The organism is Jiella mangrovi (assembly GCF_017815135.1).
Classification (GTDB): Bacteria; Pseudomonadota; Alphaproteobacteria; order Rhizobiales; family Rhizobiaceae; genus Jiella; species Jiella mangrovi.
Genome location: NZ_JAGJCF010000003.1, coordinates 166,493 through 187,080, shown reverse-complemented (window position 1 = coordinate 187,080; position 20,588 = coordinate 166,493). Strand labels below are relative to the sequence as shown.

The 20,588-nt window shown below is 64.5% G+C and carries 18 protein-coding genes; 7 read left to right on the top strand and 11 right to left on the bottom strand.

Annotated elements, in window-relative coordinates:
- Nucleotides 1-61: 61 nt before the first annotated feature.
- Nucleotides 62-475 carry a response regulator gene (locus J6595_RS06110; RefSeq protein ID WP_209593568.1) on the top strand — a complete coding sequence of 138 codons (414 nt, stop codon included), beginning with the start codon at nt 62-64 and terminating at the stop codon, nt 473-475.
- A 231-nt stretch (nt 476-706) separates the two neighbouring features.
- On the opposite strand, the gene sciP is transcribed toward J6595_RS06110, so the two are convergent.
- Nucleotides 707-997 carry a CtrA inhibitor SciP gene (gene sciP, locus J6595_RS06105; RefSeq protein WP_209593567.1) on the bottom strand — a complete coding sequence of 97 codons (291 nt, stop codon included), beginning with the start codon at nt 995-997 and terminating at the stop codon, nt 707-709.
- Between the two features lie 305 nt (nt 998-1,302).
- Between sciP and mnmA the strand changes: the two genes are divergently transcribed.
- The gene (gene mnmA, locus J6595_RS06100; protein ID WP_209593566.1) at nt 1,303-2,493 is read left to right on the top strand and encodes a tRNA 2-thiouridine(34) synthase MnmA; all 1,191 of its coding nucleotides are present in this window, start codon (nt 1,303-1,305) and stop codon (nt 2,491-2,493) included.
- Nucleotides 2,494-2,763: 270 nt separating this feature from the next.
- Here the strand turns inward: mnmA and J6595_RS06095 are convergent, their stop codons facing one another.
- The 5 genes from J6595_RS06095 to J6595_RS06075 all read right to left on the bottom strand — a co-directional run bounded on the left by J6595_RS06095 (nt 2,764) and on the right by J6595_RS06075 (nt 9,325).
- Nucleotides 2,764-3,711 carry a Gfo/Idh/MocA family protein gene (locus J6595_RS06095; protein ID WP_209593565.1) on the bottom strand — a complete coding sequence of 316 codons (948 nt, stop codon included), beginning with the start codon at nt 3,709-3,711 and terminating at the stop codon, nt 2,764-2,766.
- Nucleotides 3,712-4,010: 299 nt separating this feature from the next.
- Nucleotides 4,011-6,032, bottom strand: a complete 2,022-nt coding sequence (gene rpoD / locus J6595_RS06090; RefSeq protein WP_209593564.1) for an RNA polymerase sigma factor RpoD — start codon at nt 6,030-6,032, stop codon at nt 4,011-4,013.
- A 341-nt stretch (nt 6,033-6,373) separates the two neighbouring features.
- Complete coding sequence (gene dnaG, locus J6595_RS06085) at nt 6,374-8,335, bottom strand: DNA primase (protein WP_209593563.1); 1,962 nt, start codon at nt 8,333-8,335, stop codon at nt 6,374-6,376.
- A gap of 142 nt (nt 8,336-8,477) precedes the next feature.
- Nucleotides 8,478-8,900, bottom strand: coding sequence for a type II toxin-antitoxin system VapC family toxin (locus J6595_RS06080; RefSeq protein WP_342453109.1), 423 nt, complete (start codon nt 8,898-8,900; stop codon nt 8,478-8,480).
- A complete protein-coding gene (locus tag J6595_RS06075; protein ID WP_209593562.1) occupies nt 8,897-9,325 on the bottom strand; it encodes a DUF7662 domain-containing protein in 429 nt (142 codons plus the stop codon). Before J6595_RS06075 ends, J6595_RS06080 begins: the two co-directional genes overlap by 4 nt.
- Before the next feature lie 247 nt (nt 9,326-9,572).
- Here J6595_RS06075 and J6595_RS06070 point away from each other — a divergent pair, with 247 nt between their 5' ends.
- The 3 genes from J6595_RS06070 to J6595_RS06060 all read left to right on the top strand — a co-directional run bounded on the left by J6595_RS06070 (nt 9,573) and on the right by J6595_RS06060 (nt 12,570).
- On the top strand, nt 9,573-9,947 hold the full coding sequence (locus tag J6595_RS06070) for a CidA/LrgA family protein (protein ID WP_209593561.1): 375 nt from the start codon (nt 9,573-9,575) through the stop codon (nt 9,945-9,947).
- 1 nt (nt 9,948) lies between these two features.
- Entirely contained in the window at nt 9,949-10,671 is a 723-nt protein-coding gene (locus J6595_RS06065; protein WP_209593560.1) for an LrgB family protein, read from the top strand.
- A 213-nt stretch (nt 10,672-10,884) separates the two neighbouring features.
- On the top strand, nt 10,885-12,570 hold the full coding sequence (locus J6595_RS06060; protein WP_209593559.1) for a DUF2793 domain-containing protein: 1,686 nt from the start codon (nt 10,885-10,887) through the stop codon (nt 12,568-12,570).
- A 57-nt stretch (nt 12,571-12,627) separates the two neighbouring features.
- Here J6595_RS06060 and J6595_RS06055 read toward each other — a convergent pair whose 3' ends face one another.
- Both J6595_RS06055 and J6595_RS06050 read right to left on the bottom strand, forming a co-directional pair.
- Nucleotides 12,628-14,082 carry a RimK family protein gene (locus J6595_RS06055; RefSeq protein ID WP_209593558.1) on the bottom strand — a complete coding sequence of 485 codons (1,455 nt, stop codon included), beginning with the start codon at nt 14,080-14,082 and terminating at the stop codon, nt 12,628-12,630.
- A gap of 9 nt (nt 14,083-14,091) precedes the next feature.
- Entirely contained in the window at nt 14,092-15,255 is a 1,164-nt protein-coding gene (locus J6595_RS06050; RefSeq protein WP_209593557.1) for a GNAT family N-acetyltransferase/peptidase C39 family protein, read from the bottom strand.
- A gap of 442 nt (nt 15,256-15,697) precedes the next feature.
- Here J6595_RS06050 and J6595_RS06045 point away from each other — a divergent pair, with 442 nt between their 5' ends.
- The gene (locus tag J6595_RS06045; protein WP_425342127.1) at nt 15,698-16,183 is read left to right on the top strand and encodes a chemotaxis protein CheW; all 486 of its coding nucleotides are present in this window, start codon (nt 15,698-15,700) and stop codon (nt 16,181-16,183) included.
- A gap of 88 nt (nt 16,184-16,271) precedes the next feature.
- Here J6595_RS06045 and J6595_RS06040 read toward each other — a convergent pair whose 3' ends face one another.
- The 3 genes from J6595_RS06040 to J6595_RS06030 all read right to left on the bottom strand — a co-directional run bounded on the left by J6595_RS06040 (nt 16,272) and on the right by J6595_RS06030 (nt 19,470).
- Nucleotides 16,272-17,018 (bottom strand): SDR family oxidoreductase, encoded by a 747-nt coding sequence (locus J6595_RS06040; RefSeq protein ID WP_209593556.1) that lies wholly within the window; start codon nt 17,016-17,018, stop codon nt 16,272-16,274.
- Between the two features lie 99 nt (nt 17,019-17,117).
- Entirely contained in the window at nt 17,118-17,987 is an 870-nt protein-coding gene (locus tag J6595_RS06035) for a C40 family peptidase (RefSeq protein WP_209593555.1), read from the bottom strand.
- Between the two features lie 76 nt (nt 17,988-18,063).
- Nucleotides 18,064-19,470, bottom strand: a complete 1,407-nt coding sequence (locus tag J6595_RS06030; RefSeq protein WP_209593554.1) for a leucyl aminopeptidase family protein — start codon at nt 19,468-19,470, stop codon at nt 18,064-18,066.
- Between the two features lie 219 nt (nt 19,471-19,689).
- Between J6595_RS06030 and J6595_RS06025 the strand changes: the two genes are divergently transcribed.
- Nucleotides 19,690-20,514 (top strand): tetratricopeptide repeat protein, encoded by an 825-nt coding sequence (locus J6595_RS06025; protein WP_209593553.1) that lies wholly within the window; start codon nt 19,690-19,692, stop codon nt 20,512-20,514.
- The last annotated feature ends 74 nt before the right edge of the window (nt 20,515-20,588 follow it).

Below are 20,588 nucleotides of genomic sequence, written 5' to 3'. Positions count from 1 at the left end.
ACAAGTGATTTCGGCGAAGGTCGTATATCTATCGATTCGTCGATGATTGAGGGAGTTTCACGTGGCCAAACTGCTGATCGCAGAAGATGACACGAGTGTGCGCCTCCTGGTGGAGCGTGCGCTGCGTCTGGAAGGCCATGAGGTCATTTCCGTCGAGGACGGCGAACTTGCCCTCGAAATGCTCGAGGAGCACGACGGCGCCTTCGATCTGCTTTTGTCCGACATCCGCATGCCGGCGATGACCGGGATCGAACTCGCCCATGCCGCAGCCAGCCGGTGGCCCGGCCTGCGCATACAGCTGATGACCGGCTATGCGGAGCAGAAGGAAGCGGCCGAGGATCTGGCGGCGATCATCGTTGGAGTGATCGACAAGCCGTTCAGCCTCGTCGATATCCGCCGCCATATCGGCCGGGTTCTCGCGTCACCGACCTCGAGATCGCACGGCGGCGAGACGGCCGAGCGCTTCTGCGCCTGAGGGGGAGTGCCCGACCATGATCGGCGGCGGGCAGAATCGATCGCCGGCACGAGCTGTGGCGGGCACGATCGACGGTCAAACTAATCCTCTCAAACGCCACGGGCGTGCCCTGCTTGCAGGGGCATGGGCCGACAGAGTTCTCGAAGTGGCTATGCGCCCGGCGGCCTTGCGGCTCGCCCGGCGATGTAAGGCACTGATCAAACGCGCCGGGCGATCTCGTCGCCCGCCGCGTCAGTGGAGATCCACCTTGCGGCGATACTCCTGAAGCTGGGTCGTCCGAAGCCCGGCCAGGCCGTGCTGATCGATCGACATCTGCCAGGAGACGAACTCCTCGACAGTCAGCGTGTAGCGGGAGCATGCCTCGTCGAGACTGAGCAACCCTCCCCTGACGGCCGCGACGACCTCCGCCTTGCGACGGATCACCCATCGCCTCGTGTTGGTCGGCGGCAAATCCGCCAGTGTCAGCGGGCTTCCATCCGGCCCGATGACATATTTTACCCGTGGTCTAACCTGATCGGTCATTGCACTCTCGATACGCTGATACTCTAATCACAGACCCAATCAGGCTGAGCGTACGCCCGGCTTCTAAAAAAAGAGTCAAGCCACGCGTAAGGTTTCGATAAGAAGTTGCTGAAAATCCTTGGCGAACTCAGTGCACTCGCATGCCTGAAGGTCGAAACTTGACCTTGCTTGCCAAATTTGCGCCCCATCCATGCGTTGAAAGGGCGGCGCAAATCGCCGATATGGCATCGGAACGATTGTTTCGGCTCGCCGCTTTTCAAGATTTTCAGACGCGCGAACGAAACGGACGTCACAAAGGTCCGAGCATGTCCCCGCACGTTTCGCTGAACAGCCTCGATATCGCCAAGCCTCCGGCCGAGACCCGAATTGTCGTCGCCATGTCCGGCGGCGTGGATTCGTCGGTGACTGCGGCGCTGCTCGCCGAGGCCGGCTACGATGTCGTCGGCATCACGCTCCAGCTCTACGACGCCGGAACAGCGCCGCGGCGCGCCGGCGCCTGCTGCGCCGGCCAGGACATCCACGACGCCCGCCGTGTCGCCGAGACGCTCGGCATCGACCATTACGTGCTCGACTACGAGGAGCGTTTCCGGAAGGCCGTGATCGACCCCTTCGCGGACAGCTATCTCTCAGGCGAGACGCCGATCCCTTGCGTCGCCTGCAATCAGACGGTCAAGTTCCGCGATCTTCTCGCCACGACCGAGGATCTCGGTGCCGACGCGCTGGCGACGGGCCACTACATCGAAACCCGCCAGCGCGGCCCCCACCGGGCAATGTACCGGCCGAAGGACCTCGACCGCGACCAGAGCTATTTCCTCTATGGCACCACCCAGGCGCAGCTCGACTTCCTGCGCTTTCCGCTGGGCACCATGACCAAGGACGAGACCCGGCAGGTCGCCGAGCGCTTCGGGCTTTCCGTTGCGGCCAAGCCTGACAGCCAGGACATCTGCTTCGTCTCCAAGGGCCGCTACTTCGATGTCATCCGCAAGCTGCGCCCAGAGGCGGGCGAGCCGGGCGACATCGTCCATCTCGACGGCCGCGTCCTCGGCCGGCACGAGGGCATTGTCCACTACACCATCGGCCAGCGCCGGGGCCTCGGCATCGCCGCCGGTGATCCGCTCTACGTCGTGGCACTCGATGCCGCGAACGCGACGGTGACCGTCGGCCCGCGCGAGGCGCTGATGACGCGGCGCATTCGCCTGCGCGACGTGAACTGGCTCGGCGAGCGGACGCCAGAGGCGTATCTCGGCGCCGAAGGCGATCTCTTCGTCAAGGTCCGCTCGACGCGCCCGCCCGCTCCCGCGCGCATCGTCGCGGTCGACGAGGGCTCGGTCGAGGTCGAGCTGGTTCTCGGCGAAGACGGCGTCGCGCCCGGCCAGGCCTGCGTCTTTTATGACGGCATGGAGGCCGGCGCCGAAGTGCTCGGCGGCGGCGTCATCGCGGAAAGCCTTCCGGCGGGCCGCCTTCCTGCACGCGAAGCGGTCGCGGCGAGCGCGTAGGGTTTCGCTCGAGGCTGGTTTTTGTGGTTTTGGCCGGTGGGTTCTGACAGGCAGCGGCTGTGCGCCCCCCTCTGCCTGCCGGCATCTCCCCCACGAGGGGGGAGATCGGCAGCTTCAGTGCCGTCGCTCTTTGCTGAAATGCCAGTGCAGAACGGAAACGCTGCAGGAAGACCACTGTCGCCGAAGCAAGATCAATCTCCCCCCTTGTGGGGGAGATGTCCGGCAGGACAGAGGGGGGTAAGACGCCAGCCGCAAGCCCCCACCCCACACTCACCCCAGCGGAGACGCCTCGTTCAAAATCCGCACCGTCTCCACGGCCTCATCCGCGCCGGTCTCCGGCTGACGGCGGTTGACGATGCAGTCGATGAAGTGCCGAAGCTCGCGGTCGAGCGGCAGTCCGGGCGAAACCGGCAGATAGGTGACCGGCGCATTCTCGAAGGCGAAGACCGCCCCGTCGCGCCAGACCTTATGGGGATAGAGACCGAGCTTCTCCCCCTCCGGCGCGAGGTCGTCGAAGACGATCATGCCCTCGGTCCCGATCACCGAGAAGCGCCGATCGCGATAGGGCGAGACGCGCGAGGCGTGAACCTCGGCCTTCAGCCCGCCGGCGAACTCCATGAGGATGTCGGCGATGTCGGTCGCATCGGACATGACCGTCCGGCGCATGGCCGTGACCGAGAGCGGCATGGAACCGGCCATCTTCAGGATCAGCGAAAGGTCGTGGGGGGCGAGATCCCAGACGACATCCATGCCGAGGAAGCGGCCGAGCCCCATGCGATTGGCGATGATGTGGCGCACCGTGCCGATCCGCCCTTCCGCCACGGTGGCGACGAGCTTCTGGAACACCGGATGAAAGCGCAGGACATGGCCGACCATGAGGATGCGGTCGGCCTTGCGGGCGACAGCGGCCGTCAGCTCGGCATCGGCGACGTCGAGCGCGATCGGCTTTTCGATCAGGACGTCCTTGCCGGCCGCGAAGGCCGCGCGCGCTACGGGCCCGTGAACGCTGGCAGGCAGGGCCAGGACGAGAGCATCGATCTCGGACGATGCGATCGCCTCGTCAGGGTCCATGGCGGCGACGCCATGGCGCTCGGCAAAGACTTCCGCCCTCTCGAGATTGCGGTCGGCGACTGCGGCGAGCGCCCCGATCTCGGCAAGAGTTCGAACGTGGTTCTGTCCCCACTGCCCGCAGCCGATCACGGCGATCCTTGGAAGCATGGTCCTCTGGCCCTTCGTACTCTGAGTTACTCGGTCGGCCGAAGGCGAATGTCGGGACAATCGCGCCAAGCCGCCCCCCTGAGGGGCAGCCAACTATACCCCAGGGCGGCCGAGGGCAAGGCTGAGGGGCCGGGCCCGGCATCCTCGGGTCCCGCCCATGTCGGGCTTTGCGGAACACCCGCACGGTGGCGACTGTCGCGACCGGGCGCGACCCGACCATCGATCGCGCAGGCAGAAACGGAGACGGCCCGCGCGATCGTCAGATCACACGGGCCGTCATCGATCTCTGTCGCAGGATGTCAGCTGTCGAGGAAGCTTCTGAGCTTGCGCGAGCGCGACGGGTGCTTGAGCTTCCGCAGCGCCTTCGCCTCGATCTGGCGAATGCGCTCTCTTGTCACCGAGAACTGCTGGCCGACCTCTTCCAGCGTGTGATCGGTGTTCATGCCGATGCCGAAGCGCATTCTGAGAACGCGCTCCTCGCGCGGCGTGAGCGAAGCCAGCACACGGGTCGTCGTCTCGCGCAGATTGCCCTGAATGGCCGCGTCGATCGGCAGGATGGCGTTCTTGTCCTCGATGAAGTCGCCGAGATGTGAATCCTCCTCGTCGCCGACCGGCGTTTCGAGGGAGATCGGCTCCTTGGCGATCTTCAGGACCTTGCGGACCTTTTCGAGCGGCATGGCGAGCTTTTCGGCCAGCTCTTCCGGGGTCGGTTCGCGGCCGATCTCGTGCAGCATCTGGCGCGAGGTTCGCACGATCTTGTTGATCGTCTCGATCATATGCACCGGAATGCGGATGGTGCGGGCCTGATCGGCGATCGAACGGGTGATCGCCTGCCTGATCCACCAGGTCGCATAGGTCGAGAACTTGTAGCCGCGGCGGTATTCGAACTTGTCCACCGCCTTCATCAGGCCGATATTGCCCTCCTGGATGAGATCCAGGAACTGCAGGCCGCGGTTCGTATATTTTTTGGCGATCGAGATGACGAGCCGAAGGTTCGCCTCGACCATCTCCTTCTTGGCCTGCCTCGCCTCGGCCTCGCCCTTCTTGACCATCTGGACGATGCGGCGGAACTCGGTGATCTCGAGGCCCGTCTCGGTAGCGAGGTTCTGAATCTCCTGGCGGAGATTCTTGATGCCGTCCTTGTCGTTCTGGACGAATTTCAGCCAGCCCTTGCCGGAGAGATTGGCGACGTGGCGGGTCCAGTTCGGATCGAGCTCGGAGCCCTGATATTCGCGCAGGAATTCCTCGCGCTTGACGCCGTGGGACTCGGCGAGGCGCAGGAGCTTGCCTTCGTTGCCGACGAGGCGCTTGTTGATGTCGTAGAGCTGGGCGACCAAGGCATCGATGCGGTTCTGGTTGAGCGAGAGGCTCTTGACCGCCGCGACGAGGTCTTCCTTCAGCTTCTTGTAGGAGCGCTCCTGGCTCGGCGACAGGGTGCCCTGGGCCGCGAGACGGTTTTCGACCTGCTGATCCTGGAGCTTGCGCAGACGCCGGTAGCCCTCGGCGATCTGGTCGAAGATGTCCATGACCTGCGGCAGGATCTCGGCTTCCATCGCCGCCAGCGACAGGTTGTTCTCGAGATCGTCCTCGTCGTCGTCATCGTCGGTCCCGGCCTGCGCGCCGTCGCCATTCATCCGCTCGCCGGAGGATGCCTCGGCGCCGGCGCCGTTCGCGCCATTGGCCCCGTTCGGCGCCGCAGCGCCCCCCTCGACGGCAGGCGCGGCCGGGGTCTTGGCCTCCGGGCCGGCATAGGTCGCTTCGAGATCGACGATCTCGCGCAACATGATGTTGCCTTCGTTGAGCTCGTCGCGCCAGATGATGATCGCCTGGAAGGTCAGCGGGCTTTCGCAAAGCCCGGCGATCATCGTCTCGCGGCCGGCCTCGATGCGCTTGGCGATGGCGATCTCGCCCTCGCGCGACAACAGCTCGACCGACCCCATCTCGCGCAGATACATGCGCACGGGATCGTCGGTGCGGTCTCCCGCCTCGCGCTTGGGGGTCGTCGCGACCTGGGTCGTGCCGGCCTCGGCGACTTCGGTCGATTCCTTTTCTTCGGATTCTTCCTCGCCGCCCTCTTCGTCGTCCTCGACGACGTTGATGCCCATGTCGTTGAGCATGGCCATCATGTCCTCGATCTGCTCGGACGTGACGTCGTCCGAAAGCATCGAGTTCAATTTGTCCATGGTCACGAAGCCGCGCTTTTTCGCGGCCTTGATCATTTTCTTGACGGCGTCGTCCGAAAGGTCGAGCAGCGGTCCGTCCGGCGTGTTGTCGTTACGCTCCTCGACGGCTGCTTCGCTTTCCTTGGCCTTTGTCGCCATACGTTTCATTCTCCAGTTCGCATGCCCGTCGGGCGGGCCCCTTTTTCAAAGGTCAGGGGCGGTCGCCACGCTGCGACCAGCTCGGCCACCAAATGCAACATGTGCCGTTAACGACGGCTTAACCATAACTCGACCGCGGCTTGGCGTGACAATTCGGCACTTTTGCCGCGAGGCGCCTTTAAGAAGGCGCAGTCGCGCGATCTTTCAAGCTCTGGCGTCTGATAGTTCGCCCTCTCGACCGAACAACTGTGTTCTGTCAAGCACCGATCCGCGATGGTCTTGGGCGATATTGCGGGGTTTTGCCCACGTCCCACACTCGACCAGAGCTCCCACCGGACCCCTCAAATGGACTTCATCGGCCGTCCTGACAAGAGGCCGAAGCCGTCGATCAGCGCTTCCGTGCCGTCGACGCGCTCGATCTCGCTCTTGATTTCCATCATGTGGGCATAGGTCGCATCGTTCACCTCGCGACCAAATGCCTCCTCGGCGAATTTGAGCTCGCGGCGAAGCGCCAGAAACCTGTGTTGCAGCTGCAACATCTGCTTCAGCGCCTCACGCGCATCCTCCGGCGCCGCATCGGCCAGGACCGGCCAGAGCCGCACCGCCTTCAGCTTCGTCTCGAAAGCCTCGAACAGACCGGCCGTGCCGTGAGCGCGCAACTGGGCCAGAAGCTCGTCCCGGCTGTGGGGCGGATTGGTGGCGTGGGCATCCAGCACCGAGGATCGAAGGCGGGCGAGATCACCATTCGGCAGATCGAGAGCGGCGAAGATCTCGAACTCTTCCTCCATCAGAAGCGGATGATTGACGAAACCGACGACGATCGCGATCTCCCGGAGGGAAGCGGCCGGCAAATTTGCCGAGGAGGCCAACCGCGAGCGCGCCAGACGATCGGAGATCGCCGCGCGGCCCGGCTGTCCCCGCCCCTTTGGGCCGTCGCGCCGGCCATAGCCCGAGCCGCCGCGATTGCCTGCGTCCCGGCCTTTCCATCCCTCGCGCTGCCCCCGCTCGGCGCGATGGCCGGAGCCGAAGAAGCTCGACAGGCGCGCCGAAAGGTCGTCGAGATAATGGCGGCGCACCGCTTCGTCGCCGATCGTGCGGAACAGGCCCTTCATCCGGTATTCGAGCTCGGCCCGGCGTTCGGGCGTGTCGAAATTTCCGCCCTGCGTCTCGCGCATCCAGACGAGATCTGCCAGCGGTCTTGCGGCCGAAAGCACCTGCGTGAAGGCTTCCGGGCCACCCTCGCGCACGAGATCGTCGGGATCCTTGCCCTGCGGCAACAGCGCGAACCGCAAGGATCGGCCGGGCTTCAAAAGCGGCATTGCGAGTTCGGCGGCGCGGTTCGCGGCCTTCAGCCCCGCCGCATCCCCGTCGAAGCACAGGATCGGCTCGCCGGCCGTGCGCCAGAGAAGCTCGATCTGGCGCTCCGTCATCGCGGTGCCGAGCGGCGCGACGGCGTGATGAAAACCCGCCTGCGCCAGCATGATGACGTCCATGTAGCCCTCGACGAGGATCAAGGTTCCGGCATCGCGTGCGGCTCTGCGAGCCTTGGCGAGATTGAACAGCATCTCGCCCTTGTGGAAGACCTCGGTCTCCGGGGAGTTCAGATATTTCGCCTGCGCGTCCGCGGCCATCGCCCGGCCGCCGAAGGCGACGACCTTTTCGCCGGCATCGAGGATCGGAAACATGATGCGGTCGCGAAACCGGTCGTAGGAAACCGAGATCCCCTCGCCATGGACGACGAGGCCAGCGCCCTCGATCTCGTCCTTGCCGAGCCCCTTGCCGGCCAGATGCTCCTTCAGCCGATTGCGCGAATTCGGCGCAAAGCCGAGGCCGAACGAGCTTTGCGTGCGCGGATCCATGCCCCGGTCGCGCAGATAGGCCCGGGCTTTCGCGCCATCGGATTCGTGCAGTTGCTGGCGAAAGAACGCTGCCGCCTCGCTCAAGGCGTCGAGGAGCGTGCCGCGCTTTGCCTCGCGCGCTTCGGACGCCGCGTCGCGCTCTGGCATGGCAAGACCCGCCTCGCCGGCCAGCCGCTCGACGGCTTCAGGAAAGGACAGGCCTTCGAGCTCGGTGAGAAACCGGAAATGATCGCCCGAAACGCCGCAGCCGAAGCAGTGGTAGCGGCCCTTCTGATCCTCGCAGTGGAAGGACGGCGTCTTTTCGCCATGGAACGGACAGCAGGCCCAGTAATCCCCGCGCCCCGGCTGGGATTTCTTGCGGTCGAAGGTCACCCGCCGACCGATCACCTCGGATATCGGCACCCGGTCTCTTATCTCGTCAAGGAAGGATGGTGGGAAGCGCATGGGACTTTCGAGTGATCGCGGAACCGACAGCGATAGCACAGGCGCCGTCCGAGATGGGGGCGCATTTCAACTTGTCACCGTCATTCAGCGACAGGAGTGCGTAGCGGCTCAAAAAGGACTCACCACCGGGGCTGTCGCCTGTTCAGCAGGCGATCGCTCGTACATAACCGGCAGCACTGTATGACAGGATGCCCCGGTCTCGGGTCAAGATCGTCAAACCGTGCTCCCTGGCCGTCGCCATGATGATCCGATCCATTGGATCGCCATGCACGGTCCCGGGAAGGAATGACGAGGCGACGAGGATCGAAGGTGTGACGGTCTCGACCCGAACGCCACCGACGCGAACGAACTGCTCGAACCACCGATCAGCCGGCAAGCTGGCCGGCAACCGTCCCTTCGCGACGAGCATTCCGAGTTCCCAAGCGGTCATGACGGAAACCCGCACTCCACCATCGCCGGACTTGCGAGCCTCCGCGATCGCTTCTGTTGCCGCATCAGAGACCTCCACTCCCTGCGAAAGCCAGATGACCGCGCAGGTATCGAGAAGCAGCGACTGATCGGTCACAGTGACAAGCTCTCGGACCAGTCCGATTCGAACGGCTCGGTCAGATCGACACCATCCAGGAGTTTCAACGTTCCGCTCATGCAGCCGAAAATCGGGTCGCGCTTCGGGAGGGCGTCGTCGCGCTCAGCGGCCACATCGTCGCTGCCTCCGCTGGGCTCCGGCGCTGACACCGGGAACGCCCCGCCCCCAGCACGTCGGAACGTCAACCGCTCGCCGGCGATATCGACGGCCTCGGTCTCGTAGCCGGCTTTCAGCCATTGATATGTCATGACGTTGTTACTGGGATTGTTGCTCCACCACGCCCGGTGCTGCTTCGAGCGCGGGAGCGGGAATGTGAGGATCTGCTCGATCTCACGAAACGTCATCGTGATGCGAGATTTGTGTTGAGTACCAAGATAGACGCCAAGGGGATCGTATTTGCTCATTGCGCCATCCTCTCTGGCCGCTCTCCAAATGCACACTTAAACACTTACACACCTGCATCAAGGGAGACGTTTGTCTAACTTGGCTTCGCCGGGATGGAACAAGGGCGGTGCGCTCAAATCTCGGAGGCGGTCATCGTTCGTCCAACCGGCCACGGCACGGCTGCTATCCCCATCTCCGCATTGCTGCGGCGCAATCCATCGCTAACATGGCATCGTCGGCAAACGTCCCGCTCGATAAGGTCTTCCCATGCTCCAGGCACTCACCGCCATTCTCCTCTGCCAGCTCGCGGGCGAGACGATATCCGCCGCGAGCGGCCTGCCTCTTCCCGGGCCGGTGATCGGCATGGTCATCCTGTTCGCGGTCCTTGCGATCCGCAAGGGCGTGCCGAAGGACATCGGCGCGGTCGGCGATACGCTGCTTTCGAACCTTTCGCTGCTGTTCGTGCCCGCCGGCGTCGGCATCATGCAGCATGCTGCGCGGCTGGAAGACGAGGCGCTGCCGGTGATCGTGGCCCTCGTCGTTTCGACGCTCGTGACCATCGCGGTCACGGCGCTCGCCATGAAGCTGATGGGCAAAGGACGGCAGGACGGCCCGGAGGCCCCGGCCGGAAGGGGGCAATAACATGCTGCCCGAAACGATCTCCGACATCTGGGTCTATCTCGCGGCAAGCCCCCTGCTCGCCCTGACGCTCACCCTCGTCGTCTACCAGGCGGCGGTGTGGCTCTATGTCCGGGCCAAGCGGCCGGCGCTGCTCAATCCGGTGCTCGTTGCCGTCGCCGCCCTCGTCGCGATCCTCGTTGCGACGGGCACGTCCTATCGGACCTATTTCGAGGGCGCGCAGTTCATCCATTTCCTGCTCGGGCCGGCGACCGTCGCGCTGGCGATCCCGCTCTACCGGCAGTTCGAGAAGGTCAGGAAGAGCGCCATCGCCGTCGTTGCGAGCCTTCTCCTCGGCTCGCTGACGGCGATGGGCACGGCGCTCGGCCTCGGCTACGTCCTCGGGCTCGATCACGTCAGCCTGGTCTCGCTGGCGCCGAAATCCGTCACCGCGCCGGTCGCGATGGGAATTGCCGAAAAGCTCGGCGGCCTGCCCTCGCTCACCGCCGTCTTCGTCATCGTGACGGGCATTCTGGGAGGCTCGCTGGGTCCGCTCCTGCTCGACCGCCTGAAGATCGGCGATCCGACGGCGCGCGGCTTCGCCCTCGGCACCGCCTCTCACGGCATCGGTACGGCGAGAGCCCTCCAGGAGAGCGAGGCGGCCGGAGCATTTTCCGGTCTCGCCATGGGGCTCAACGCGTTGGCGACCGCGATCCTCCTGCCGCTCCTGTGGGCGCTGTTCGCCTGAGCGGGTTGGCGCGGGCCGTCGGCCCGGATCGGCCGCGCCGCTCCGTCGAAACCGAGGATATCCAAGATCAAGCAATCTCTCATGTTTTTTATAAAAACCTCTGTTTTATATGGGAAATCATTGATTCAATTTTTGGCATTTTTGGAAAAGTAATCCGCGGGTGCCCGATCACAGGCGATCCTTGCGAAGATTCTTCTCCACAAGGACCTAACCATGCCCGACACAACGGATCGCCTCGCCCTTCCCGTCATCCTCGCCGATCAAGCCCAGAAGCACGTCACGCACAACGACGCGCTGATCCGGCTCGATGCCCTCGTCCATCTCGCCGTCCACGCCCGCGACCTGACCGAGCCGCCGGCCGATCCCCTCGCCGGCGATCGCTACATCGTCTCCAGCAGCGCCTCGGGAGACTGGATCGGACAAGGCGGCAACGTCGCGGTCTGGCAGGACGGCGCCTGGATGTTCCTCGAACCGCGGGCGGGATGGCGGGCCTGGTGTTCATCCGAGGGCAGACTGCTCCTTCACGACGGGGCCGGTTGGACATCCGCCGTCCCGGGCGCCGAGGAGTTCTCGTCCGGCACGCTCTCGCGTCTCGGCGTCAACACCGCGGCCGACGACAACAATCGCCTTGCCGTGAAGACCTCCGCCGTCCTCATCAGTCATGACGACGTGTCGGGAAGCGGCAATGGCAGCGTGCTCGGCACGTTCAACAAGGAGGGTGCCGGCAAGGATGCCGGCTTCAATTTCCAGAGCGGATGGTCGACCCGCGCCCTGATGGGGCTTTACGGCGACGACGATTTCCGCCTCAAGGTCTCTCCCGATGGCGCGACGTTCCACGATGCGATCGCGGTCGAGCGGACGACGGGGCGCGTCACCTTCCCCCAGACGGCCGCGCTCGAGCATCTGGCGGCGGGCCTTTTCCGCAAAGCCGACCCCGCGAGCGTCGCCTTCACGCGAACCGGAACGGGAACACTCAACATGAAGGCGGGCACGCTTGTCGGCGTCGCCGGCTTCGTTCACGCGTTTGCCGCGCCGACCGCCGTCGAGATGCCGGCGCTCGTTCCAGGGACCGACTACGCGATCTATGTCTGCTCCGACGGGTCGGTCAAAGCGGACGCGAATTTTCAGGCGCCGTCCGGACATACGACGGCGGACAGCCGGAAAGTCGGCGGCTTCCACTATGCGGCCGGCGGAAATGCCGGGGGCTACAACACCGGCGGCGATGGGACACCGCAGATCAATCCCTACAGCCTGTGGGACCTGAAATGGCGGCCGGCCTGCGCCGATCCGCGCGGCATGGCGCTGGTGGCGGGCCAGTTCTGGTGCGACATCTATCTGACCGGCACCAATGTCGACGTCGACGGATCATCGCGCGCCGGCGCGACGATCGCCACCGGATCGGTTCCACCGAAAGTGCCGGGGATGTTCGGCGGCGACGGCGTTGCGACCTACGGCTCGCTGACCTGGTACGAGGCGACGGAACTGCTCTCGTCCGTGGGCAAGCGGCTGCTCGGCTACGGCGATTTTTCTGCCGCAGCGTTCGGAACGCTCGAAGCGGCATCGCGCGGCAGCGATCCGGTGACGACCGGCCTTGCAACGACCAATGTCGGCGCATCGAACCACGATCGCAAATTCACCTCGAAATGGGGCGTCACCCAGGCGACCGGCTGCCTCTGGGTCTGGGGGAATGCATTCGGCGGCCCCTATGCCAATAACTGGGGCGACAACACCGAGGGCCGAGGCCAGACATTCAGCCAGCCCAATGCTGTCCGGCTCGGCGGCTCGTGGAGCAATACGGGCTATTCGGGCTCCAGGACCGCCTACTGGTTCAGCGCTCCCTCCGCCTCGATCGAAATCGTCGGCGCGCGCGGCCGCGCGGATCACATGCGCGAGGCCTGACGAGAGAGCGCGGTTCGAGGAACGCGAGCCCGCGCTCGAAAATCGAGGCGGCTCGATTTACCGCTCGATCCGGTCGATGAACCAGCGGGTGAGCCGGGTCCAGACCTCGTCCTTCTCGACCTGATCCTCGACACCGTGTTCGAGGTTCGGGTTGTCGTTGACCTCGATGACGAAGACCCCGTCGTCGGTTTCCTTGAGGTCCACGCCGTAAAGCCCGTCGCCGATGCAGCGGGCGGCTCGCAGCCCCGCATCGAGGACGTGAGGCGGCGTATCGCCGAGCGAGAAGGTCTTGAAGCCACCTTCGAGCGGGCGACCGCCGGTCTCGTGATTGATGATCTGCCAATGGTTGTTGGCCATCAGATACTGGACCGCGAAGAGCGGCTCGCCGCCCAGAACGCCAATCCGCCAATCGAATTTCGTCGGCATGAATTTCTGCGCGATCAGAAGGTCGGAATCTTCCAGCCACGCCGTCGCCAAAGTTTCGAGGCCGGCAAAATCGGCGACTTTCTTGACCCCGCGCGAGAACGAGCCGTCGGGAATTTTCAGCACCATCGGAAAGCCGAGTTCGTCGGCGGCGCGTTTGAGGTCCTCGCGGCCGGCGATCATCAGGCTCTGCGGACAGGCGACGGCGTTCGCCGCCATCAGCTCGTTGAGATAGACCTTGTTGGTGCAGCGGATCATCGAAATCGGATCGTCGATGACCGGCATCCCCTCCTGCATCGCCCGGCGGGCAAAGCGATAGGTATGGTTGGAGATCGAGGTGGTCTCGCGGATGAACAGGGCGTCGAAATTGGCGAGCCGCGGCAGGTCCTTTCTGGTGATCGGCTCGACGTCGACACCGAGCCGGGCCGCGACCCGGGACCAGTGCTTGAGCGTATCGACCGAGGACGGCGGCAGCTCCTCGCGGGGATCATAGAGGGTCGCGAAGGCGTATTTCGCCGGCGTCTTGGTCTTGGCGGCGCGCCATTCACGCGCCGTATAGCGCTCCATCGCGGCATAGAGCCGCGCCATCTCGCCGTCGTCGAACTTGCCGAGCGGCGAAAACGCAATCCGCTTGATGGTCGGCACGGCGGCGTTCGGTTCGATGTGAATGTCGAGTGCCGGCGCCCGAAACCAGTCGAAGACCAGCTTGGCAAATCGCTCGAGCCGCGCGTCGCAGGCATAGCCGAAATAGATTCTTATCGGCGACGAGACCGTCTCACCTTTGGCACAGGCCTTGCGAAGCACGGAATCGAGTTCGGGCAGCGCGTTTTCGTAGAGCTTCTTCTCCGACAGGTCGATCATCGTCTCGACCGAGGGAATGATGCGATGGCCACGCGCCTCGGCCAGCAGCGAGGCGTAATAGCCCCGGCTTTGATAGGTGTAGCTGCGCGACAGATTGATGATCTTCGGGCGCTGTCCGCGAAACAGGCCGGGACGGGCAAGATAGTCCCGGCTGGTCATCACCTTGTGCGGGGTGGCGCTGTTGTCGAGGTCGGACAAGCGACCGGCGAGGACGACCCATTGGGACATGAAGGAGGTTCAGCTCCGGCGCGGTGAGAGAAAAACGGCCGCCCGCAGGACGGACTTCCCGAAGCGCGCCATCTTGTCAAAGGTTGCATAAGGCAGCGGCAAATAGGCCGCGTCGGCGATGGATTCGCCCTTTTCGTCAGCGACCCAGGGGTCGTGGATGACAATATGGCGACCATCGTCCCCATGGGCGAGCACCCAGTGCGGCACCTTCTTGGCGAACATGTGGTAGCCGGAAACGAGCACGATCGCCGTGCCGCCTTTCTTCAGATGAGCCGAGAGCAGATCGAGGGTGAACGGCTCGACGACGGTCGGGATCTCATACTCTGCGGCCCGCCGGCGGAAATCCTCCTGGGCGAGCATCATCACCTTCTGCTTGTGGACGTTTCTGACGCCCTCGAGAAAGAGATCGCCGGCCTGAGAGACGTGTATCTGCGCATCGAGGCCGAATTCATGGGCCGTGACGGCGAGGCCAAAGGGGTCGCAGCCGCCAGGGCCGGACATCATGAAAATCGTCGTCGCCTCGCGCCAGAGGCGGATTTCCATCACCGGATCGAGACGAAATCCCGGCACGTCCCGCGCCATCGCCATCATCAGACAGCATGACCCACAGGTGAAATCGGTGGTCTGCTCGTAATAGGGAACGCCGGTCTCGAAGAGCTTTTCGCCGCGCAGGGTCTTTTCGAAGCGCAGCGCCGGCATGTGGTCGTCGTAATAGTCGAGATAGCGACCGATCGGCCGATAGCCGTTGGCGCGGTAGAGCTTGATCGCCCGCTCGTTGTCCTCGCGCACCTCCAGCCGCAAGAGGATGCGGTCGCGCTCGAAGGCCTCGGTCTCGGCGGCCTTCAACAGCGCGCGACCGATGCCCTTTCCGGCGGCGCCGACCGCCACCGCGAGCGAATAGAGCCGCGCCAGCGCGGTGCCCCGGCGAAACAGCAGCGCGGCATAGCCGGCGAGCGTGCGCTGGTCGCCGCCACAGGCAACGATGATGAGCGCACTCGGCGAACCGATGAGGTTTCTGAACGATCGGCGGGTGATGCGGTCCGCGACGAAGGAGGCCTCTTCGAGCGCGACCAGCGCATCGATGTCTTCCGCGGTCGCCGGCCGCAGACGGGCCAGCGGTTCTTTTTCACGGGATGGATCAAGTGCATCGATCGAAGCGCTGTTTGCGAGCATGGCAGTCATAATCCGCGAACATCCATACCGGCCGCACGACTGCGCCCTTATGCCTTGATGCGGGCTGAAAAGCGACGGAGAAATTCATCGCCATCGCCTGCTTGCAACCTGCCGCTATCGCCACCGCGCAGCTTCCCATCGGTGTCTAGCCGCTCCCTCCAGCCAAGCGCCAGAAAGAACCGATAAGGTTTTGCCTGCTAACATTCCGCTGCCGACATCCGGCCGAGTGCCGGAACGTGACGCAACGGATTTCGGTATCGAAAGGACACGCGGTGAAGATCTGATTTCGTGTGGTGTTTTGGAAATTCAGCCTCGCCTTCGCGCCTTTCCGGCGAAGAGAGCCACTTCAAGCCGAACACACCAGCATCTGTGACCGAAACTCTCAAGGCGAGCGCACGAACCAAGTGGCAATCCGCGCAACACTTTCAGTGGAACCAATGAAATGATGACAGCAGAAGCCCCCGCCAGCCAAAGCCACGCGAGCGAGCCCCCGATCGAGATCATCGCCTTTTATCTCGGCGAGCAGCAGTTCTGCGTGCGCACCACGTCGATCCGCGAGATCCGCGGCTACGCCAAGTCGACGCCGCTGCCGCATGCCCCGCCCGAAGTCATGGGGATGATGAATCTGCGCGGCGCAGTGATTCCCGTCATCAATACCGCCCGCAAGCTCGGCCTCGGCCGCTCCGAGCCCACCGAGCGCAGCGCCATCGTCGTCGCCGAGCTCGGCGGCGCCATCTTCGGCCTGATGGTCGATCGCGTCTCCGACATCCTCTCGGTCGCCACCGAAGTGATCCAGCCCGTGCCCGAAATGAATTCGGGCTTCGACAAGAGCTTCGTCGAGGGCATCATCCCCCAGCAGGGCGAGATGATCTGTTTCCTCAATCTGGAGCGGATGTTCTCCGAGACGAACAAGGCGGAATTCTTCTGATTGTCGTCTCGCCGCTGCCTCCTATCAGCGGCAGATTCGGCGAAGGACAGCCGGCGCGAGCTTTCTGGCGGGCGCGCCGGCCTGTCGCTCAGCCACGCCCGACAAAGGGCATCTGGTTGGCCATCACGGTCATGGTGAAGACGTTCGCATCGAGCGGCAGGCTCGCCATGTAGGAAACCGCCCGCGCGATGTGGGCGGCGTCGATGGTCGGCTCGGGGCGCATCTCGCCATTCGCCTGCATGACGCCGCCGGACATCTTCGATGTCATTTCGCTCGCGGCATTGCCGATGTCGATCTGGCCGACGGCGATGTCGAACTTGCGCCCGTCGAGGGAAGCCGCCTTGGTGAGGCCGGTGATGGCGTGCTTGGTCGCCGTATAGGGCGCCGAATTCGGCCGGGGCGTCGTTGCCGATATCGAGCCGTTGTTGATGATCCTTCCGCCGCGCGGGCTCTGCGCCTTCATGATGCGGAAGGCTTCCTGGATACAGAAGAACGAGCCGGAGAGATTGGCGCCGACGGCCTTGTTCCACTCCTCCGCCGGCAGCTCCTCGAGCGGCACGGAGGGCGAAAAGACGCCGGCATTGTTGACGAGGAGATCCAGCCGGCCAAACTTCTCCTCGACCCTCGCAAACAGCGTCGCGACGGCGGCCCGATCGGAGACGTCCGCGGCGACGGCATGAACCGCGCTTGCATCGATCTCTTTGGCAGCCTCTTTCAGCACACTCTCGCGCCGGCCGGTGATCACCACCTGAAATCCGTCGGCGACCAGTGCCCTGGTGATCGCCTTGCCGACGCCCGTCCCGCCGCCGGTCACAACCGCAATCTTATCGCTCATCTCTTCCTCCCATCGGCGCCTCACACACAGGGGCGCCCATAGGACGAGAACTAGACGATCAGTCCCGCCGAGCCAACGGCGCGACCTCGCCATTTCGCCTCAGCCGGCTTGAAGCCGCCGGATGCTGGTGACGGGAACCCCTTTTGCTTCCAGCCGCTCGACCGTGCTCGACAACGGCTCGATCGCCGTCATCATGTGATGGGCATTGGCATGGAGGAGATGCTGTCCGTCGGCCATGATCCCGAGATGGCCCTTCCAGAAGACGAGGTCGCCGCGCTGCAGCCCCTCGATGCCGGCGAGCCGCGTTCCAAGTGCGCGCTCCTGGACGCCGCTGTCTCGCGGCGCCCGCCGCCCGGTCATCTCCAGAGCGATCTGGACGAGGCCCGAACAGTCGATGCCGAGCACGCTCTTGCCGCCCCACAGATACGGGACACCGAGGAATTTCTCTGCCACCGCGACGAAATCCGCCTGCAGCGCATCCAGCGGGGCGAGATGCTGCACCACGACGTAGCCGCCGGAGGAAAGCTCGGCATAGTCGGCGTTGTGGTCGCTCGCGCCGCCCGTCACCGTCACCAGGGCTCCCATCGGCAGGGCGCCGAGCGGCTTGAGCTTGATGTCCGGGCCGGAGAAGACCAGCGTTCGCGGAGCCACGACCCGCGCGGTGGGAACCCGATCGTCCTGTGGCCCGAGGCAGGAGGCCGGAAGATAACCGACATAGCCGTCGGCTTCGGCCTGCACCCAGGACCAGCCGTCCGTCGTCGTCTCGAAGACGAGGACGCGTTCGCCCATCAGGAGTTCCGTGTCGAGCGGCGCCTCGTCATGCGGCCGGCGCCTGAGCGGCGCGAGAGGCACGACCACGCGCTGCGCCTGCCCCTTCACGAAACGCTCGGCCTCGACCCTTCCTTCCAACCGAGCATCGGCCAGATCGCCGCGAAAGGCGTTCAGCCGAGGGTTCAGTCCATCGGACATTCTCATCCCCTTTCGAGGGCCCCGTTCGAAGGCCCCGTTCTAAGGCCATGTCAGCCCGCCTGCCGGACGATCACGCTCAGGACACCGTCCCGAAGCGCTGCTGCAACACGGCATAGATCGCGCGGATTGCCTGAGCCTCACCGCCGACGGGTCCGATCGGCGAAGCCTTCGGCCTCCAGCCATAGACGTCGAAATGCGCCCAGCTCTTGGCCCGTTCCACGAAGCCTTCGAGGAACAGCGCGGCCGTGATCGACCCGGCGAACCCGTCGCTGGTGACATTGTTGATGTCGGCGATCTTCGAGGAAAGGTTTTCCGCATAGGGCTGGTAGAGCGGCAGCTGCCAGACCGGATCGGCAACGGCGACCGACGCTGCGGCAAGGCTCGCCGAAAACTCCGCATCGGAGCTGTAGAAGGGCGGCATGTCCGGGCCGAGCGCCACACGCGCCGCGCCCGTCAGCGTCGCCATGTCGATCAGGATCTCCGGCGTCTCCTCATCGGCGAGTGTCAGGGCGTCGGCGAGGACCAGCCGGCCCTCGGCATCCGTATTGCCGATCTCGACCGTCTTGCCCTTGCGGCTTTGAAGCACGTCGCCGGGGCGGAAGGCCGAAGCGGAGATCGAGTTCTCCACCGCCGGAATCAGCACCCGCAGACGAACGTCGAGCCGGCTCGCCATGATCAGGCGGGCAAGTCCGAGCACATTGGCGGCGCCGCCCATGTCCTTCTTCATCAGGAGCATCGAGGAGGACGGCTTGATGTCGAGGCCGCCGGTATCGAAACAGACACCCTTGCCGACCAGTGTCACCTTGGGCGCGTCGGCGCGGCCGCAGGAAAAGTCGATCAGCCTCGGCGCATCGGCGCTCGCCCTGCCGACGGCGTGGATCATCGGGAAGTTTCGGGCGAGGAGCTCGTCGCCGGTGATGACCGAAAACTCGGCGCCGAATTCGTCGGCAAGCTTGCGCGCGGCGGCTTCGAGTTCGGCGGGTCCGAGATCGTTCGTCGGCGTGTTGATCAGATCGCGCGCCAGAAAGACCGCGTCGGCCAGGCGGTTCGCCTCTTCTAGGTCTGCCTCTTCTCCGGCGAAGACCTCGACATCGGCCTCGTCCTTCCCGGCCGCCGCCTTGTAGCGCGAAAAGCGGTAGCCGCCGAGGCGCATTGCGAGCGCGCGCAGCGTCGGGTCCCCGGCACCGTCGTCGGCTTCGACATGCCATTGCCCGGCCGGCAGCTTGCCAGAAAGAGCGCCGAAGCTGAACGGGACGGCGGCCTTGCGCCAAGCGTCTTTCTGGGACGCCCCGATCCCCAGAAGCGCCGAGACGGGCTCGCCGCCCTCGCCCGGCACGACCAGGAACGACCCCGCCTCCCCGGAAAAGCGCATCGTCTTCGCCCACTTACTCTCGGATCCGGAAAGACTGTCCAGGCCGGCAGGCGTCACGGCGCGTATGGGGCGCGATCCGGCTGCGGGGCGAGAGGTAAGCTTGATGGTCATTATGGAAAGCTCCGAGAGGAATGCGCCGTTTATGGAAGGTCTCGTAAGGCCCTTCCATGCGGCAGAACGAAGGCTGGCGCGGACATTGCGAAAGGGTTTTTGACGAGCCCGACCCAGCCATGTGGTTAACCGCTCGTTAGGGTTAACGAAATATTGTCGTCCGCGAAACCGGCTCTCACGGCGGGTCGGCGACAAGATTTTCACGATGGAGATGATCAGATGGCCCTGCGCGCCCACCGTCCGACGCGGCACTTCAAGCGCGGCGGCATTTGCGCCGCAACGCTGGCGCTTTTGGCGATTCAGGGCTGCGCCTCCGTCTCGAGTGAAACGACGGGCTCCATCGGTCGCAGCAATCCGGCGCAGACGGGACAGCCGGCTTCGGGGGTTCCGGCCGCGCAACTCGATGGCGCCGTCAGATCCTACGGGCAGGCCTACCAGAAAAATCCCAAGGACAAGGGCACCGGGCTCTCCTACGCAGCCCTCCTGCAGATGGTCGGCCGCAACGACCAGTCGCTCGCGGTGATGCAGCAGGTCGCCATCGCCCATCCGGACGATCGCGATGTCCTGTCCGCTTATGGAAAGGCTTTGGCGGCAGCGGGCAATCTTCCCAAGGCGCTCGAGACGATCCGCCGCGCGCAGACGCCGGATCGACCGGACTGGCGGCTGTTTTCAGCCGAAGGCGCGATCCTCGATCAGATGGGAAAATCGGACGAGGCGCGGACGTTCTATCGCAAGGCTCTCGAAATTCAGCCGAACGAGCCGACCGTCCTGTCCAATCTCGGCATGTCCTACGTTTTGACGAACGACCTCGCCTCCGCCGAGCGCTATCTAAAGCAGGCGGTGCAACAGCGCGGCGTCGACAGCCGCGTGCGTCAGAACCTGGCGCTGGTCGTCGGCCTGCAGGGACGTTTCGCCGAGGCCAAACAGATCGCCAGCGCCGAACTCGACCCGCAGCAGGCGGAGGCGAATGTCGCGTTCCTGCAGTCGATGCTGGACCAGCAGAACACCTGGTCGCAGCTCAAGGAAAAAGACAAGCGCAGCTGATTATGCCCTGTCCGCGGCGCTCGCTCGAGCACCGCGGCACCAGCCATGGGCTTGCCGCCAGTTCCGGTCGCTCG